Annotated in this window: 12 protein-coding genes and 1 pseudogene; 4 read left to right on the forward strand and 9 right to left on the reverse strand. The window is 72.8% G+C overall.

Annotated features, from left to right (window positions below):
• The first annotated feature begins 120 nt into the window (after positions 1 to 120).
• Both ACZ5GH_RS06795 and ACZ5GH_RS06800 read left to right on the forward strand, forming a co-directional pair.
• Positions 121 to 2,334, forward strand: coding sequence for an ATP-binding protein (locus ACZ5GH_RS06795; protein WP_387750878.1), 2,214 nt, complete (start codon positions 121 to 123; stop codon positions 2,332 to 2,334).
• 48 nt (positions 2,335 to 2,382) lie between these two features.
• Positions 2,383 to 2,709 (forward strand): tetratricopeptide repeat protein, encoded by a 327-nt coding sequence (locus ACZ5GH_RS06800; RefSeq protein WP_464333709.1) that lies wholly within the window; start codon positions 2,383 to 2,385, stop codon positions 2,707 to 2,709.
• Between the two features lie 84 nt (positions 2,710 to 2,793).
• Here ACZ5GH_RS06800 and rpsD read toward each other — a convergent pair whose 3' ends face one another.
• From rpsD to ACZ5GH_RS06840, 8 genes are all read right to left on the reverse strand, one after another.
• The gene (gene rpsD / locus ACZ5GH_RS06805) at positions 2,794 to 3,408 is read right to left on the reverse strand and encodes a 30S ribosomal protein S4 (protein WP_030056230.1); all 615 of its coding nucleotides are present in this window, start codon (positions 3,406 to 3,408) and stop codon (positions 2,794 to 2,796) included.
• 312 nt (positions 3,409 to 3,720) lie between these two features.
• Positions 3,721 to 5,172 (reverse strand): replication-associated recombination protein A, encoded by a 1,452-nt coding sequence (locus tag ACZ5GH_RS06810; RefSeq protein WP_464333710.1) that lies wholly within the window; start codon positions 5,170 to 5,172, stop codon positions 3,721 to 3,723.
• Between the two features lie 113 nt (positions 5,173 to 5,285).
• Complete coding sequence (locus ACZ5GH_RS06815) at positions 5,286 to 5,900, reverse strand: hypothetical protein (RefSeq protein ID WP_387750869.1); 615 nt, start codon at positions 5,898 to 5,900, stop codon at positions 5,286 to 5,288.
• Between the two features lie 128 nt (positions 5,901 to 6,028).
• Positions 6,029 to 6,847, reverse strand: coding sequence for a polyphosphate kinase 2 (gene ppk2, locus ACZ5GH_RS06820; protein WP_464333711.1), 819 nt, complete (start codon positions 6,845 to 6,847; stop codon positions 6,029 to 6,031).
• Positions 6,848 to 7,045: 198 nt separating this feature from the next.
• Positions 7,046 to 7,552, reverse strand: coding sequence for a GNAT family N-acetyltransferase (locus ACZ5GH_RS06825; RefSeq protein WP_464333712.1), 507 nt, complete (start codon positions 7,550 to 7,552; stop codon positions 7,046 to 7,048).
• A gap of 96 nt (positions 7,553 to 7,648) precedes the next feature.
• Positions 7,649 to 9,439, reverse strand: a complete 1,791-nt coding sequence (gene aspS / locus ACZ5GH_RS06830) for an aspartate--tRNA ligase (protein ID WP_387750861.1) — start codon at positions 9,437 to 9,439, stop codon at positions 7,649 to 7,651.
• Complete coding sequence (gene hisS, locus ACZ5GH_RS06835; protein ID WP_387750858.1) at positions 9,436 to 10,698, reverse strand: histidine--tRNA ligase; 1,263 nt, start codon at positions 10,696 to 10,698, stop codon at positions 9,436 to 9,438. The genes aspS and hisS overlap by 4 nt, the downstream gene beginning before the upstream one ends.
• 11 nt (positions 10,699 to 10,709) lie before the next feature.
• The gene (locus tag ACZ5GH_RS06840) at positions 10,710 to 11,417 is read right to left on the reverse strand and encodes an MBL fold metallo-hydrolase (RefSeq protein ID WP_387750855.1); all 708 of its coding nucleotides are present in this window, start codon (positions 11,415 to 11,417) and stop codon (positions 10,710 to 10,712) included.
• Positions 11,418 to 11,668: 251 nt separating this feature from the next.
• On the opposite strand from ACZ5GH_RS06840, the gene ACZ5GH_RS06845 reads away from it, so the two are divergent.
• Together ACZ5GH_RS06845 and ACZ5GH_RS06850 are read left to right on the forward strand one after the other, a co-directional pair.
• Positions 11,669 to 12,517, forward strand: a complete 849-nt coding sequence (locus ACZ5GH_RS06845; RefSeq protein ID WP_464333713.1) for a peptidylprolyl isomerase — start codon at positions 11,669 to 11,671, stop codon at positions 12,515 to 12,517.
• Between the two features lie 266 nt (positions 12,518 to 12,783).
• Positions 12,784 to 14,013: a DUF349 domain-containing protein gene (locus tag ACZ5GH_RS06850; RefSeq protein WP_464333714.1), complete on the forward strand. Its 1,230-nt coding sequence runs from the start codon at positions 12,784 to 12,786 to the stop codon at positions 14,011 to 14,013.
• Positions 14,014 to 14,080: 67 nt separating this feature from the next.
• Here the strand turns inward: ACZ5GH_RS06850 and ACZ5GH_RS06855 are convergent.
• Positions 14,081 to 16,492, reverse strand: a pseudogene (locus tag ACZ5GH_RS06855) (RelA/SpoT family protein); the annotation flags it as partial.
• Between the last annotated feature and the right edge of the window lie 131 nt (positions 16,493 to 16,623).

Consider the following 16,623-nt stretch of genomic DNA (forward strand, 5'->3'; position numbering starts at 1 on the left):
TGCGATCCGCGCGCGTAACCGACCGGCCGGTCACCTCGTTCTGCCTGGCAGGCCGTCGCCCGTACGGCCCGACGCACGTCCGGACCGCGACGGTCCGGCCTGGAGCACGGGGAGCAGCCTTTGGCCGGGGACTGGAGAGCACAGCCCGGGGAGCCCGGGGCGGGGCCGTGGGAGCCGGAGCCCGGACGGCTGCCGGCCGAGGTGACCGGCTTCGTCGGGCGGCGGGCCGAACTGGCCGAACTGGCCGGCCTGCTGGCCTCGGCCCGGCTGGTGACCGTCACCGGGCCGGGCGGCGTGGGCAAGAGCCGGCTGGCCCTGCGCGCGGCGGCCCGGGCGGCCGACGCGTTCCCGGACGGCACCTGGCTGGTGGACGTGGCCCCGGTGCAGGACCCGCTGCTGCTCGGCCACGCCGTCCTGGAGGCGCTGCGGCTCTCCGACGGCACCGCCCGTCCGCCGCTGGACGTCCTGATCGAGCGGCTGGACGGCCTGTGCCCGCTGCTGGTGCTGGACGGCTGCGAGCACCTGGTGGAGGCCTGCGCCGAGCTGGCCGACGCGCTGCTGCGGGCGCTGCCCGGCCTGCGGCTGCTGGCCACCAGCCGCACCGCGCTGCGGGCCTCGGGCGAGCACCTGCTGACCCTCGCCCCGCTGCCGACCGCCCCACCGCGCCCGGGCGCGCTGCCGGACGCGGTACGGCTGTTCGCCGACCGGGCCCGGGCGGTGCTGCCGTCGTTCGAGGTGACGGAGGCGAACGCGGAGGCGGTCGCGCTGCTCTGCCGACGGCTGGACGGGCTGCCGCTGGCCGTGGAGCTGGCCGCCGGCCGGCTGCGCGCGCTGTCGGTGGAGCAGGTCACCGCCCGGCTCGACGACCGCTTCCGGCTGCTCACCGGCGGCTCCCGGACGGCCCTGCCCCGGCACCGGACGCTGCGCACGACGATCGGCTGGAGCCATGAGCTGTGCACGGTGCAGGAACGTTTACTCTGGGCCCGACTGTCGGTCTTCGCCGGCGGTTTCGACCTGGAGGCCGCCGAGTACGTCTGCGCCGGCGAGGGCATCGAGCCCGAGGAGACGCTCGACCTGCTCGACGAACTGGTCGCCAAGTCCGTGGTGCTCCGCGAGGACAGCCCCTTCGGCGTGCGCTTCCGGCTGCTGGACACCCTGCGCGAGTACGGCGGCCAGTGGCTGCGCGCCGCCGGCGAGGAGCCCCGGCTGCTGCGCCGCCACCGGGACTGGTACCTCGGTGTCGCCACCTGGGGCGAGGTCGAGTGGTTCGGCCCCCGGCAGGCGGAGACCGCCGAGCGCACGGAGCTCGCCCACAGCAACCTCCGCGCCGCGCTGGAGTTCTGCCTCACCGAGCCCGGCGAGGAGCAGATCGCCCTGCTGCTGGCCGGGGCGCTCTGGTTCTACTGGGTCGGCTGCGGCCACCTCGGCGAGGGCCGGCACTGGCTGGACCGCGCGCTCGCCCTGGACCGCGAGCCCACCGAGGCCCGGGCCAAGGCGCTCTGGGTGACCGGCTACATGGCCACCCTCCAGGGCGACCTCGGCACCGCCCGCCCGGCGCTGGAGGAGTGCCGCCGCCAGGCCCTGAACACCGGCGACGACCGGGCCCTGGCCTACGCCGTCCACCGCCAGGGCTGCGTCGCCCTGGTCGGCGACGACCCCGACCGGGCCGCCGAGCTGTTCGAGGAGGCGCTCTGGCACTACCGGACGATCGGCGAGCTCAACAGCAACGTGGTGATGGCCATGCTGGAGCTGGGCCTGGCCTACCTCTTCCAGGGGGACCTCGACAGCGGCGAGCTCTGGTTCGGCCAGGCCCGCGAGCTGTGCGAGGAGCACGGCGAGCAGTGGGCCTACGCGTACGTGCTCTACGCGATGGCCTACTCGCACTGGCTGGACGGCGCGGTGCAGCCCGCCCGCGCGCTGGCCCGGGAGTGCGTGCGGCTGAACCACCTCTTCCACGACCTGCTGGGCATCGTGCTGGGCATCGACCTGCTGGCGCTGCTGGAGACCGAGCCGAGCGGCCCGGGCACGGTGGGCGACCTGCGCGAGGCCCGGGTGCTCCAGGGCGCGGCGCACCGGATCTGGCGCACGGTCGGCAACCCGTTCCTGGGCTCGCGGAACTTCTTCGGCCCGCACCAGGAGTGCGCCGAGCGGGCCCTGGCCGGGCTGACCGCCCAGGAGTACGAGGACTGCTACCAGGCCGGCGCCCTGCTGGACCTGGACGCGGCGGTCACCCGGGCGCTCGGCGGCGGGGGCGCGGCGGAGGGCCCGGAACCGGCACCGGGCCCCCGCGCGGTGCCGCCCGCACCCGCCCCCTCGCCGGTGCGGAATAGTTGAAACTTGCCGATTGCTTGAGGAGGCAAGTAACTGCCCGGAAGGAGCACCATGGCCGTCCACAACACCGCCGACGAGTACCGCATGGCGAAGTTCTACTTCGATTCCAAGGCGTACACCGACGCGGCCCGCATGCTCGAAGGCGTGCTGGCCGAGGAGCCGGCCAACCTCTCCGTCCGGCTGCTGCTGGCCCGCAGCTACTTCCACTCCGCGCAGCTGCGCCGCGCCGAGGCCGAACTGCTGCGGATCCTGGAGGCCGACCCGGCCGAGGACTACGCCCGGCTGATGCTCGGCCGCACCCTGGAGCGCCAGGGCCGCGCCGCGGAGGGCCGCCCGCACCTGCGGCTGGCCGCCGCGATGACCGGCGAGTCAGTCTGACGCGGCAGCCGGAACGGGGCGAGCCCCCGCCGCCTCGAAAGGCGACGGGGGCTCGCTCGCGGTGTCGCGAAGAGCGGAACCGGGTCAGCGCGAGTAGTACTCGACGACCAGCTGCTCGTCACAGATCACCGGGACCTCCTTGCGCTGCGGCGCACGGTCCAGGCGGAAGGCCAGGGCCTTCAGGTTGACCTCGAGGTACTTCGGGGTCTGGCCCTCACCCGCGTAGCCACCCTCACGGGCGACCTGGAAGGGGACCTTCTCCTTGCTGCGCTCGCGGACGGTCACCACGTAGCCCGGCTTCATCTGGAACGACGGCTTGTTGACCTTGCCGCCGTTGACCTCGATGTGGCCGTGGACGACCATCTGGCGGGCCTGGTAGATGGTGCGGGCGATGCCCGAACGCAGCACCAGGGAGTCCAGACGGGTCTCCAGGTCGGCGACGAGCGCCTCACCGGTCTTGCCCTCGGCCTTCTTCGCGCGGTCGAACGCGCGGGCCATCTGCTTCTCGCTCAGGTCGTACTGGGCGCGCAGACGCTGCTTCTCGAGCAGACGGACCTTGTAGTCCGAGTTCTGCTTGCGACCACGGCCGTGCTGGCCGGGCGGGTACGGGCGGGCCTCGAAGTACTTGACGGACTTCGGGGTCAGCGGCACACCGAGGGCGCGCGCGATCTTGACCTTGGGGCGCTTCTGGTTCGCCATGAACCAAACCTTCCTTGCTTACGAATACGGCTTCACCAGGTGTTGACGGAGGTCGCATGTCGCGACCCGGAGAAAACCCCGCCGCCTGCGCGATGGGATCAGCCGCTCTCCGGAGTCGGGCACGAAAGTGCTGGTCACACGGACCGGCCCAGGATCCTGGGCCGCCCGCGACACCGATGACGGTGCGCGACGCTCCTGGTGCGGGCCTCCCGGAGGAGGCCTACCGCCGATGCCCCGCTGGTGCGGCCGGTCGGTGGGGTATCCCCCGCCGCCGTCCCGGGACATGGCACTCCGACCGAGTATACCGGTCGATCACCCGCCCTTTTCCCCGGGCTGCTCCTCGGCCCCCGGCTCCGGCTTCTCCGGCTTCTCCGCCGCCTTCCCGGCCGGCTTCGCGGCCTTCTTCTCCGTCCTGCGCTCCCCCCGCAGCCGCCCGCGCGTCCACTCCACGACGTCCGCGTAACGGGCCTCGCCGCCGCGCCTGGTCGGCTGGTAGTACTCCTTGCCGTGCACGGCGTCCGGCGCGTACTGCTGGGCCGCGATGCCCTCCGGCAGGTCATGCGGGTACCGGTAGCCCTTGCCGTGGCCGAGCTTGCCCGCGCCGCCGTAGTGGGAGTCCCGCAGGTGCGCCGGGACGGCGCCCGCCAAGCCCTGCCGGACGTCCGCCAGTGCCGCGTCGATCGCCAGGTAGGCCGCGTTGGACTTGGGCGCCAGGGCCAGCGCGATGGCCGCCTGGGAGAGGATGATCCGGGCCTCCGGGAAGCCGATCAGGGCCACCGCCTGGGCCGCCGCCACCGCCGTCTGCAGCGCCGTCGGGTCCGCCAGGCCGACGTCCTCGCTGGCCGAGATCATCAGCCGGCGGGCGATGAAGCGCGGGTCCTCCCCCGCCTCGATCATCCGGGCCAGGTAGTGCAGGGTGGCGTCCACGTCGCTGCCCCGGATGGACTTGATCAGCGCGCTCGCCACGTCGTAGTGCTGGTCGCCGTCCTTGTCGTAGCGCACCGCCGCCTGGTTGACCGCCGTCTCGGTGGTGGCCAGCGTGATGCTCGGCTCGCCCTTCTCCAGCGCCGCCCCGGCCGCCGCCTCCAGCGTGGTGAGCGCCCGCCGGGCGTCCCCGCCGGCCAGCCGCACCAGGTGGTCCTCGGCCTCCGCGGTCAGCTCCAGCGCGCCCTCCAAGCCGCGCTCGTCGGCCACCGCGCGGCGCAGCAGCGCCCGGATGTCCTCGTCGGTCAGCGACTCCAGGGTGAGCAGCAGCGAGCGGGACAGCAGCGGGGAGATCACCGAGAAGTACGGGTTCTCCGTCGTCGCCGCGATCAGGGTCACCCAGCGGTTCTCCACCGCCGGCAGCAGCGAGTCCTGCTGGGCCTTGGAGAAGCGGTGGATCTCGTCCAGGAAGAGCACCGTCTCCCGGCCGGACATCCCGACCGCCCGCCGGGCGCCGTCGATGACGGCCCGGACCTCCTTGACCCCGGCGGTGATCGCGGACAGCTCCACGAAGCGGCCCTCGACGGCCTGGCTGATCACGTGCGCCAGGGTGGTCTTGCCGGTGCCGGGCGGCCCCCAGAGGATCACCGAGCTGGTCGCCGCCGGCCCGCGGGAGCCCGCGACCAGCCGGCGCAGCGGCGAGCCGGGCTTCAGCAGCTGCCGCTGCCCGGCCACCTCGTCCAGGGTGCGCGGACGCATCCGTACGGCCAGCGGCGCCCGGCCGGGCTCCCTGGTCTGGCGTTCCTCGGCTGCGGCGGTGAAGAGGTCCGGTTCGTCCACACCGGAAGCCTATGCGAGCCCGCCGACAGCCCGTCCCGCGGCGGACGGCCGGGTCCGCGGAACGGGCTTCGGGGCTCACGGCTCCCCGGCCGCACGGCCGCCGCGGCTCGCGGCTACCGCGGCGGACGGCGGTCCAGCAGGACGACCTCGAACTCCTCCAGCGACCGCACCGTCACGCCGACCGCGGCGGTGACCCGGGACCGCGCCTCGGCCTGCGGGCTGCGGGAGGCCGCGAAGGTGGCCTCATCCTGGAAGATCGTCCCCACCGAGGCCCGGCCGCGGTCCCGCTGGATCAGCAGGGCCCCGCCCACGAAGCCGTCCATCCGCTCCAGGTTGGGCAGCGCCTGCTCCCGGAACGCCGCGACCAGCCGGTCCGCCGAGGAGGGGTCGAACTCGGCCCGGACCAACCGGAACCGGGCCCCCGGCCCGCCCTCCCCGGGCGGCGCGAAGGCCGCCGCCTCCCAGACGTCGACGGCCGCCGTGCCGGCGAAGGGGGCGAGCAGCTCGCCGCGCCGCGCGCCCAGCTTCGCGTCGCTGTCCCGCTCGGCCTGCGCGGTGTCCCACCAGGAGCCCATGGTGAAGACCCCCAGCTCGCGGTTGGCGAAGAGCCCGTAGCCCCGGTAGCCGTGCTCGCCGGAGAGCAGGCCGACGGCCTCCGCGCTGAAACCGTCGAGGGTCCGGCCGAGGCGGGCCGGGTCGCCGGTGAAGTAGCCGGTGCGCACGAACATGGGCGGGTCTCCTGACGTCCGGCGGGCGCCCGGGTCGGGCGCCCGCGCCGTGGTGGGCACGTCCATCGCACGACCCGGCCCGGGTGCCGGCAACGCCACGCGTCCGTTCGGACGACCCGACGGCCCCGCTAGTCGAGCCCGGCGGCGTGGTCCGGGACGTACTTCTGGAGGTCGCGCGGGGGCCGTTCGTAGCCGCGCGACGCGGGGCGGGGCGGCAGCTCGATCTGCGGCGCCCTGATCTCGCGGTACGGCAGGGTGGACAGCAGGTGGGCGATCATGTTGATCCGGGCCCGGCGCTTGTCGTCGCTCTCCACCACGTGCCAGGGCGAGTCCGGGGTGTCGGTGTGGATGAACATCTCGTCCTTGGCCCGCGAGTAGTCCTCCCAGCGGGTGATCGACTCGACGTCCATCGGGGAGAGCTTCCAGCGCTTCATCGGGTCCTCCAGCCGGTCCCGGAAGCGCCGTTCCTGCTCGGTGTCGCTCACCGAGAACCAGTACTTGCGCAGCAGGATCCCCGACTCGGTCAGCATCCGCTCGAAGGTCGGGCACTGGTGCAGGAACTGCCAGTACTCCTCGTCGGTGCAGAAGCCCATCACCCGCTCGACGCCCGCGCGGTTGTACCAGCTGCGGTCGAACAGCACGATCTCCCCGGCGGCCGGGAGGTGCTCGACGTAGCGCTGGAAGTACCACTGGGTCTTCTGCCGCTCGGTCGGCGTGGGCAGCGCCGCGACCCGGGCGATGCGGGGGTTCAGGTACTCCGTCACCCGCTTGATCGCTCCGCCCTTGCCGGCGGCGTCGCGGCCCTCGAAGACCACCACCAGCCGGGCGCCCTCGACCCGCACCCACTCCTGGAGCTTCACCAGCTCCTCCTGGAGCCGCAGCAGCTCCCGCTCGTACGGCTTCCTGGCCAGTCTCCCCGGCTTCCCGGTCCGCTGCTGCTCGGCCACCCTCGGGTCCTCCGTCCGGCTGAATGCTGATGCGCACTCACCGTAGGCGCCGAGGGCCGTACCCGCGGGTCGGCGGGGCCGTGGCGACCGGGGCCGGTCTCGTGGACCGGCCCTGGGGAGAGGTGCCCGAGGGAGCGGCGCCCGGGGGGTCGGGCCGGACGGGTCGAACAGGTCGGACGGGCGGACGACTCAGACGGCTCAGACGGCGACGAACGGCTCGGGGTACCGGCAGAGCCCGCGCGGGTCGCCGTCGTACGCCGCCAGCGGCAGCGCCTGGAAGTACGCCTCCGGCACCTCGAACGGACCGGTGACCTCGTGCCGACCGGCCGGCGCGAAGCCGAACCGCCCGTAGTACCCCGGATCGCCGAGGACGACCACGAGCTTCTCGCCCGCCTTCTCGGCCGCCGTCAGCGCGGCCCGGACGACCAGCTCGCCGACGCCCCGGCGCTGCCACTCGGGCGCCACCGCGACCGGCGCGAGCGCCAGGCCCCTGCCGTCGCCGACCCGCAGCCGGGTCAGCAGCGCGTGCCCGATCACCAGCCCGGCCTCGTCGACCGCCACCATGGACAGCCCGGGCAGCCAGGCCGGGTCGCGGCGCAGCGCGTCCACCAGGTCCGCCTCGTCCGGGCCGGGGAACGCGGCCATGTGGACGCGTCTGGTGGCCGGGGCGTCCTCCGGACATTCGACTCTCGTTGTGACCTGCATCGGGTCAACCCTCCCTGTGTCACACACCGTTGTGGACCGGCCCCGGACGGCGGCTGGGCCGTCCGGGGCCGTTGCAGGTTAGCGGATGACGCGGTGTCAGGCCTTGGGCTGGGCCTCGCCCTTGGCGTCCTCGCGGACCTTCGGCTGGGCGTCCACGCCGGCCTCGCGGCGCTGCGCCGGGGTGATCGGGGTCGGCGCGCCGGTCAGCGGGTCGCCGCCGGTGGACGTCTTCGGGAAGGCGATGACGTCGCGGATGGTGTCGTACCCGCCCAGCAGCGTGACGATGCGGTCCAGGCCGAAGGCGACACCACCGTGCGGCGGCGGGCCGTAGTTGAAGGCGTCCAGCAGGAAGCCGAACTGCGAGGCCGCCTCCTCCTCGGAGAGGCCGATCGCGTCGAACGCCCGCTTCTGCACGTCTCGCTGGTGGATACGGATCGAACCGCCGCCCAGCTCCGAGCCGTTGAGGACCAGGTCGTAGGCGTTGGAGAGCGCCGAGCCCGGGTCGGTGTCGAAGGTGGCCAGCGACTCCGCGGTCGGGGCGGTGAACGGGTGGTGCACCGCGTGCCAGCCCTGGAACTGGCCCTTGTCGTCCTCGATCGGCTCGAACATCGGGAAGTCGACGACCCAGAGGAAGGCCCACCGGGACTCGTCGATCAGCTGGCAGCGGCGGCCGATCTCCAGACGGGCGGCGCCGAGCAGCTCCTGCGAGGCGCGCTCCTTGCCGGCCGCGAAGAAGATCGCGTCGCCGTTCTTGGCGCCCGCGGCGGCGGCGAGGCCGGCCAGGTGCTCCTCGGAGAGGTTCTTGGCGACCGGGCCGCGCAGCTCGCCGGTCTCGGCGTCGATGAGGACGTACGCCAGACCGCGGGCACCGCGCGCCTTGGCCCAGTCCTGCCAGGCGTCCAGCTGCTTGCGCGGCTGCGAGGCGCCGCCGGGCATGACCACGGCGCCGACGTACGGGGCCTGGAAGACGCGGAAGTCGGTGCCCTTGAAGTACTCGGTCAGGTCGGTGAGTTCCTGGCCGAAGCGGACGTCCGGCTTGTCCGAGCCGTAGCGGCCCATGGCCTCCGCGTAGGTCATCCGCGGCAGCGGGTTGGGGATCTCGTACCCGTGCACCTCGCGCCAGACGGCGCCGATGATCTTCTCGCCGAGGGCCAGGATGTCCTCCTGGTCGACGAACGAGGCCTCGATGTCCAGCTGGGTGAACTCCGGCTGCCGGTCGGCGCGGAAGTCCTCGTCGCGGAAGCAGCGGGCGATCTGGTAGTAGCGCTCCATGCCGGCCACCATCAGCAGCTGCTTGAACAGCTGGGGCGACTGCGGCAGGGCGTACCAGTGGCCGGGCTGGAGGCGGACCGGGACCAGGAAGTCGCGGGCGCCCTCGGGGGTGGAGCGGGTGAGGTACGGCGTCTCGATGTCGAGGTAGTCGTTCTCCTCCATCACCCGGCGGATGATGTTGTTGACCTTGGAGCGCAGGCGCAGGCCCTTGGCCGGGCCCTCACGGCGCAGGTCCAGGTAGCGGTAGCGCAGCCGGACCTCCTCGTTGACCGTGCCGGGCTCGTACTCGGCGACCGGGAACGGCAGCGGGGCGGCCTCGGAGAGCACCTCGATCCCGCTGACGACGACCTCGACGGCGCCGGTCGGGATGTCCGGGTTCTCGTTGCCCTCGGGGCGGACCCGGACGTCGCCGACGACCTTGACGCAGTACTCGGCGCGCAGGCCGTGCACCGAGTCGAGGTCGCGGACCACGATCTGCACGGTGCCGGAGGCGTCGCGCAGGTCGATGAAGGCGACGCCGCCGTGGTCGCGGCGGCGGGCGACCCAGCCGGCCAGGGTGACGGTGGTGCCTGCGTGCTCCGGGCGGAGCGTGCCCGCGTCGTGCGTGCGGATCACAGCTGCTTCTCCTTCAGGGTGGTGACGAGTGCGTCGAGGGCGACGGGGGTCTGCTCGCCGGTGGTGAGGTCCTTGAGCTGGACGACACCCTCGGCGAGGTCCCGGTCCCCGGCGATCAGGGCGAAGCGGGCGCCGGACCGGTCGGCGGACTTCATCGCGTTCTTGATGCTCTTGACGCCGAAGGCGAGGTCGGTGGCGACGCCGGCCCGGCGAAGCTCGACCACCTTGGCGAACAGGACGTTCTTGGCCTCCTCGCCGAGCGCGACGGCGTAGACGGAGGTGGCGGCCGGCAGGTCGAGGGTGACGCCCTCGGCCTCCAGCGCCAGGTAGCTGCGGTCCACGCCGAGCGCCCAGCCGACGGACGGCAGCGCCGGGCCGCCGATCATCTCGGACAGGCCGTCGTAGCGGCCGCCGCCGCCGATCGCGGACTGCGCGCCGAGGCCGTTGTGCACGAACTCGAAGGTGGTGCGGGTGTAGTAGTCCAGGCCGCGCACCAGCTTGGGGTCGTCCACGAAGGCCACGCCCGCCGCGGTGAGCAGCTCGCGGACCTTCTCGTCGTACGCCTTGCAGGACTCGCACAGGTAGTCGCGCAGCATCGGGGCGTCGACCAGCTGGGCCTGCACCGACTCGCGCTTGTCGTCGAGGACGCGCAGCGGGTTGATCTCGGCGCGGCGGCGGGTGTCCTCGTCCAGGTCCAGCCCGGCGAGGAACTCGATCAGCGCGGCGCGGTAGACCGGGCGGCACTCCTTGTCGCCGAGGCTGTTGAGCAGCAGCGAGTAGTCGCGCAGGCCCAGCGAGCGGAAGGCGTCGTCGGCCAGGATGATCAGCTCGGCGTCCAGCGCCGGGTCCTCGGCCCCGATCGCCTCGGCGCCGACCTGGGAGAACTGGCGGTAGCGGCCCTTCTGGGCGCGCTCGTAGCGGTAGTACGAGCCGGAGTACCAGAGCTTGACCGGCAGGTTGCCCTGCTTGTGCAGGTTGGCCTGGAGCGCGGCGCGCAGCACCGAGGCAGTGCCCTCGGGGCGCAGCGCGAGCTCGTCGCCGCCCTTGGTGGTGAGGGTGTACATCTCCTTGGTGACGATGTCGGTGGACTCGCCGACACCGCGGGAGAACAGCTTCACGTCCTCGAAGACCGGGGTCTCGACGTAGCCGTAGCCGGCCCGGCGGGCGGGGGCGGCGATGCGCTCGCGGATCGCCAGGAACGTCGCGGAGCTGGGGGGCAGCAGGTCGTAGGTGCCCTTGGGGGCGGTGAAGGTGCTCAACTTCTCTTCCGTCACATTCCTCGTCGCGGGAAAGCCGGGGCGCCGGCCGCCCCCGCTGCCTGTCGGAGGTAGGGGTTGGTGGCGCGCTCGCGGCCGATGGTGGTCTGACCGCCGTGGCCGGAGAGGACCACGGTGGAGTCGTCGAGGGGCAGGCACACCCGGGCCAGCGATTCCATGATCGCCTCGCTGTCCCCGCCCGGGAGGTCGGTGCGCCCGATGGAGCCGGCGAACAGCAGGTCGCCCGAGAACAGCACCGGGGGGAGGTCCTCGGCACCGGGCGTCCGGAAGGTCACCGACCCCCCGGTATGGCCCGGGGCGTGGTCCACGGTGAGCTTCAGGCCGGCCAGCTCCAGCACGCCGCCGTCGGTGAGCTCGCGCACGTCGTCGGGCTCGCCGACGGTGAGCTCGCCCATCAGCTGGGTGCCCAGGGAGCGGCCGAGCGCCCTCTCCGGGTCGGACATCATGTACCGGTCCTCGGGGTGGATCCAGGCCGGGACGCCGCGGGCGCCGCAGACCGGGACCACCGAGGCCACGTGGTCGATGTGGCCGTGGGTGAGCAGCACGGCGACGGGCTTCAGCCGGTGCTCGCGGACCATCTCCTCGACGCCGCGGGCCGCCTGGTGGCCGGGGTCGACGATGACGCACTCCTCGCCCGCCGCCGGAGCGACCAGGTAGCAGTTGGTGCCCCAGGCTCCTGCGGGGAATCCGGCGATGAACACGCGCGTCCTTCGGGTGTGTGCGGCGGTCGGCTGCGGCGCCCACCGGTCTTGGTGCAGCCAGTGACGATGTACGTGCAGCCTACCGGCGCCGCGGGTGCGGTAGCGAACCAGATAGGGGTGGCGGGGCGCGGCGGCCTGACAGGTTCACCGCGTTCTTACGGGCCCGGTCCCTACACTTGGCCGCCGAGGGATGCGATGATCCGCTCCGGAATCCATCCACTTTTCCCGCACATCCGTAGGAGACACGGCCGGTGGTCAGCAGCGAACAGCGGCGGCGGCAGCTCGCCCGCGAGAAGTACGAGCGCCAGTTGGAGCGCCGGGTCGCGGCCCAGGCCGCGCGCAAGCGGCGGAACACGATCCTGGGCGCCTCGCTCGCCGTCGTGGTGCTGGCCGGCGGTGGCGCCCTGATCGCCACCGGCGCGTTCAGCTCGGACGACAAGGGCGACACGAAGGCCTCGGCCGCGGACCGCCCCCAGGCCGCGCCGACCGGCACCGACGAGCCGACCACCCCGACCCGCAAGCCGGTCGAGGGCTGCGCGGCCCCGGCGCCGGGCGCGCCCAACGGCAAGCAGTGGCAGGCCGAGCCGCCCATGACCATCGACCCCAGCGGCTCGTACACGATGACGCTGGACAGCAACTGCGGCAAGGTGACGGTCGCGCTGGACGCCGCCAAGGCCCCGCACACCGTGAACTCCTTCGCGTTCCTGGCCGGCGAGCAGTACTTCGACCACACCAAGTGCCACCGCCTCACCACCGACGGCATCTTCGTGCTCCAGTGCGGCGACCCGACCGCCAGCGCGACCGTTCCCGGCGGCACCGGCGGCCCCGGCTACAAGTTCGCGGACGAGAACCTGACCGGCGCGACCTACCCGGCCGGCACCGTGGCGATGGCCAACTCCGGCCCGGGCACCAACGGCAGCCAGTTCTTCCTGGTCTACAAGGACACCAAGCTGCCGCCGAACTACACCCCGTTCGGCAAGGTCACCGGCGGCCTGGACGCGGTCCAGAAGATCGCCGCCGCGGGCACCCTGGAGGGCTCGCCGGACGGCCACCCGATGGCCGACGTCACCTTCAACTCCGTTACGGTGGCGAAGGGTTGACCTACCCCGGGGGCGTCGGCGGGTGGCGTGCGCGCCGCCCCCGCACGGCCCCGGGCCGAAATCGCCCGGCCCGGATGCGGACAGCACCGGGCCTGGTCGCCTATGTTGGCGTCGTATAGGGTGCCCGCACCCGCCTGGCCGTCACCCTCGGCAGCAAGGCACGGCGGACGGGGACGGCGGACTTCTTTCGGTCCGTCGCACATCAACTGTGGACGACGGACGCGCGCCGCCCCGGCGCGGGCGCGACGTCATGTGGAGGACGCGCTATGAGCAGCGACCCGTGGGGCCGTGTGGACGAGCAGGGCACGGTCTACGTCAGGACGGCCGACGGTGAACGCGTCGTCGGTTCCTGGCAGGCCGGCTCGCCCGAGGAGGCCCTCGCCTACTTCGAGCGCAAGTACCAGGGCATCGAGGTGGAGATCGGCCTGCTGGAGAAGCGGGTGCGCACCACCGACCTGGCCGCCAAGGACGCCCAGACCGCGCTGGAGCACCTGCGCGCCCAGGTCGTCGAGGGGCACGCGGTCGGTGACCTGGAGGGCCTGGCCAAGCGGCTGGACACGCTCGCCGGCGAGATCGAGAGCCGGCGCGAGGAGCGCAAGGCCGCCCGCGCCAAGGCCCAGGACGAGGCCCGCGCGGCCAAGGAGGCGCTGGTCTCCGAGGCCGAGCAGCTCGCCGAGTCCACCCAGTGGCGGGAGGCCGGCGACCGGCTGCGCGCCCTGGTGGACACCTGGAAGGGCCTGCCGCGGCTGGACCGCAAGAGCGACGACGAGCTTTGGCACCGCTTCTCGCACGCCCGCTCGGTCTTCTCCAAGCACCGCAAGGCGCACTTCGCCACCCTGGACGCCGAGCGCGAGCGGGCCCGGCAGACCAAGGAGGCGCTGGTCGCCGAGGCCGAGGCGCTGTCCTCGTCCACGGACTGGGGCAGCACCGCGGCCTCGTACCGCGACCTGATGGCGCGCTGGAAGGCCGCCGGCCGGGCCCAGCGGGACGTCGAGGACGAGCTGTGGGCGCGGTTCCGCGGCGCCCAGGACGTCTTCTTCCAGGCCCGCTCCGCGGTGTTCAGCGAGCGGGACGCCGAGCAGGTGGAGAACCAGAAGCTCAAGGAGGCGCTGGCCGCCGAGGCCGAGGCGATCCTGCCGATCACCGACCTCAAGGCCGCCAAGGCCGCGCTGCGGGAGGTGAACGAGCGCTGGGAGGCGATCGGTCACGTGCCGCGCGAGGTCCGTCCGAAGCTGGACGGCCGGCTGAACGCGGTCGAGCGGGCCATCCGCGAGGCCGAGGACGCCGAGTGGAAGCGCTCCAACCCGGAGGCCAAGGCCCGCGCGGCCGGCATGGTGGGCCTGTTCCAGGCCAAGGCCGACAAGATCCAGGCCGACCTGGACAAGGCCCGCGCGGCCGGCAACGCCTCCCGGACCGCCAAGCTGGAGTCCGAGCTGGCCGGCGTGCGGACCCTGCTGGAGCAGGCGCACCGCAGCCAGGAGGAGTTCAGCGGCTGATCTCCTCGCCGCGCTGGACGACGAAGGCCCCCGGGACCGCTCCCGGGGGCCTTGCGCGTACCCGCCGCTACTTGCGGGCGGAGGTGACGCGGTAGACGTCGTACACGCCCTCGACGCCGCGCACCGCCTTGAGCACGTGGCCCAGGTGCTTCGGGTCGCCCATCTCGAAGGTGAAGCGGCTCATCGCCACCCGGTCCCGGGACGTCTGCACGGCCGCCGACAGGATGTTGACGTGCTGGTCGGAGAGCACCCGGGTGACGTCCGAGAGCAGCCGGGAGCGGTCCAGCGCCTCGACCTGGATGGCCACCAGGAAGACCGAGGACTGGGTGGCCGCCCACTCGACGTCGATCATGCGCTCCGGCTGCTGGCTCAGCGCCTCCACGTTGACGCAGTCGGCGCGGTGCACCGAGACGCCGTTGCCGCGGGTGACGAAGCCGACGATCGGGTCGCCCGGCACCGGGGTGCAGCAGCGGGAGAGCTTGACCCAGACGTCCTCGACGCCCTTGACGATCACGCCCGGGTCGCCCTTGGCCCGGCGGCGCGCCGCGCGGCGGTTGTCGTGGGTCGGGGTGGCGGTCTCCGCCAGGTCCTCGGTCGCGCCCTCCTCGCCACCGAGCGCCTGGACCAGCTTCTGCACGATGTTCGGCGCGGCGACGTGGCCCTCGCCGATCGCGGCGTAGAGCGAGGAGATGTCGGGGTAGCGCATCTCGTGGGCCAGGGTGACCAGCGAGTCGCCGGTCAGGATCCGCTGGATCGGCAGGCCCTGCTTGCGCATCGCCCGGACGATCGCCTCCTTGCCGTGCTCGATCGCCTCCTCGCGGCGCTCCTTGGAGAACCAGGCGCGGATCTTGTTGCGGGCGCGCGGCGACTTGACGAAGCCCAGCCAGTCCCGGGACGGGCCGGCGTTCTCCGCCTTGGAGGTGAACACCTCGACGGTGTCGCCGTTCTCCAGGGTCGACTCCAGCGGCACCAGCCGCCCGTTGACCCGGGCGCCTATCGTCCGGTAGCCGACCTCGGTGTGCACCGCGAAGGCGAAGTCGACCGGGGTCGCCCCGGCCGGCAGGGCTATCACGTCGCCCTTGGGGGTGAAGACGAAGACCTCGTTGCTGGCCAGGTCGAAGCGGAGCGACTCCAGGAACTCGCCCGGGTCGGCGGTCTCCTTCTGCCAGTCCAGCAGCTGCCGCAGCCAGGCCATCTCGTTGACGGCGCCGGCCTTGTCGTCCTTGCGGACCTGGGTCGGGGTGTCGGTGCGGACCTTGGACGCCCCGGCCACCGCGCGCTGCTTGTACTTCCAGTGCGCGGCGATGCCGTACTCGGCCCGCCGGTGCATGTCGAAGGTGCGGATCTGCAGCTCGACCGGCTTGCCCCCGGGACCGATCACCGTGGTGTGCAGCGACTGGTACATGTTGAACTTGGGCATCGCGATGTAGTCCTTGAACCGCCCCGGCACCGGGTTCCACCGCGCGTGGATGGTGCCCAGCGCCGCGTAGCAGTCGCGGACGGTGTCGACCAGGACCCGGATGCCCACCAGGTCGTAGATCTCGGCGAAGTCCCGGCCCCGGACGATCATCTTCTGGTAGACCGAGTAGTAGTGCTTCGGCCGGCCGGTGACGGAGGCGGTGATCCGGGCGCCGCGCAGGTCCGCCTGGACCTGGTCGATGACGGTCGCCAGGTACTCGTCCCGCTTGGGGGCACGCTCGGCGACCAGCCGGACGATCTCGTCGTACATCTTGGGGTAGAGGATCGCGAAGGCGAGGTCCTCCAGCTCCCACTTGATGGTGTTCATGCCCAGCCGGTGCGCCAGCGGGGCGTAGATCTCCAGCGTCTCGCGGGCCTTCTTCTCCTGCTTCTCCCGCTTGAGGTAGCGCATCGTGCGCATGTTGTGCAGGCGGTCGGCCAGCTTGATCACCAGGACCCGCGGGTCCTTGGCCATCGCCACGACCATCTTGCGGACGGTCTCGGCCTGCGCGGCCTCGCCGAACTTGACCCGGTCCAGCTTGGTGACGCCGTCCACCAGCAGGGCCACCGAGTCGCCGAAGTCCTTGCGCAGGGTCTCCAGGCCGTAGTCGGTGTCCTCGACGGTGTCGTGCAGCAGCCCGGCCATCAGGGTCGGGGCGTCCATGCCGAGCTCGGCCAGGATCGTCGCCACCGCCAGCGGGTGGGTGATGTACGGGTCGCCGCTCTTGCGCTTCTGCCCGCGGTGCCACTTCTCGGCGACCGCGTAGGCCTTCTCGATGTCGCGCAGCAGCGCCGGGTCGGCCTTGGGGTCGTTGGCCCGGATCGAGCGGAACAGCGGCTCCAGGACGGGGTTCAGCACGCTGGAGCGCTGGCCGCCCAGCCGGGCCAGCCGGGCCCGCATGCCGCCGGTGGAGCCGCGGCCCGACGGGCCGAGCGAACGCGAGGAGGTGGGCGCCGGGCGTGCCGGGGTGGCCCCCGAGGGCGTGGGACGGTCTTCGGGGGCGGCCGCTGCGGCCGTGGGCACAACCTCGTCGGGCAAGGACAACTCCTCGGGGCACCGGGCCGACCCCCGCCGAGACCCGAACGGTCGGGTACAACCGGGAGGGGATGAATCTTCATGGTACCGAGCCGGGCGCCGAGGTGTTCATCCGG

This window comes from Kitasatospora sp. Xyl93 (assembly GCF_055383135.1).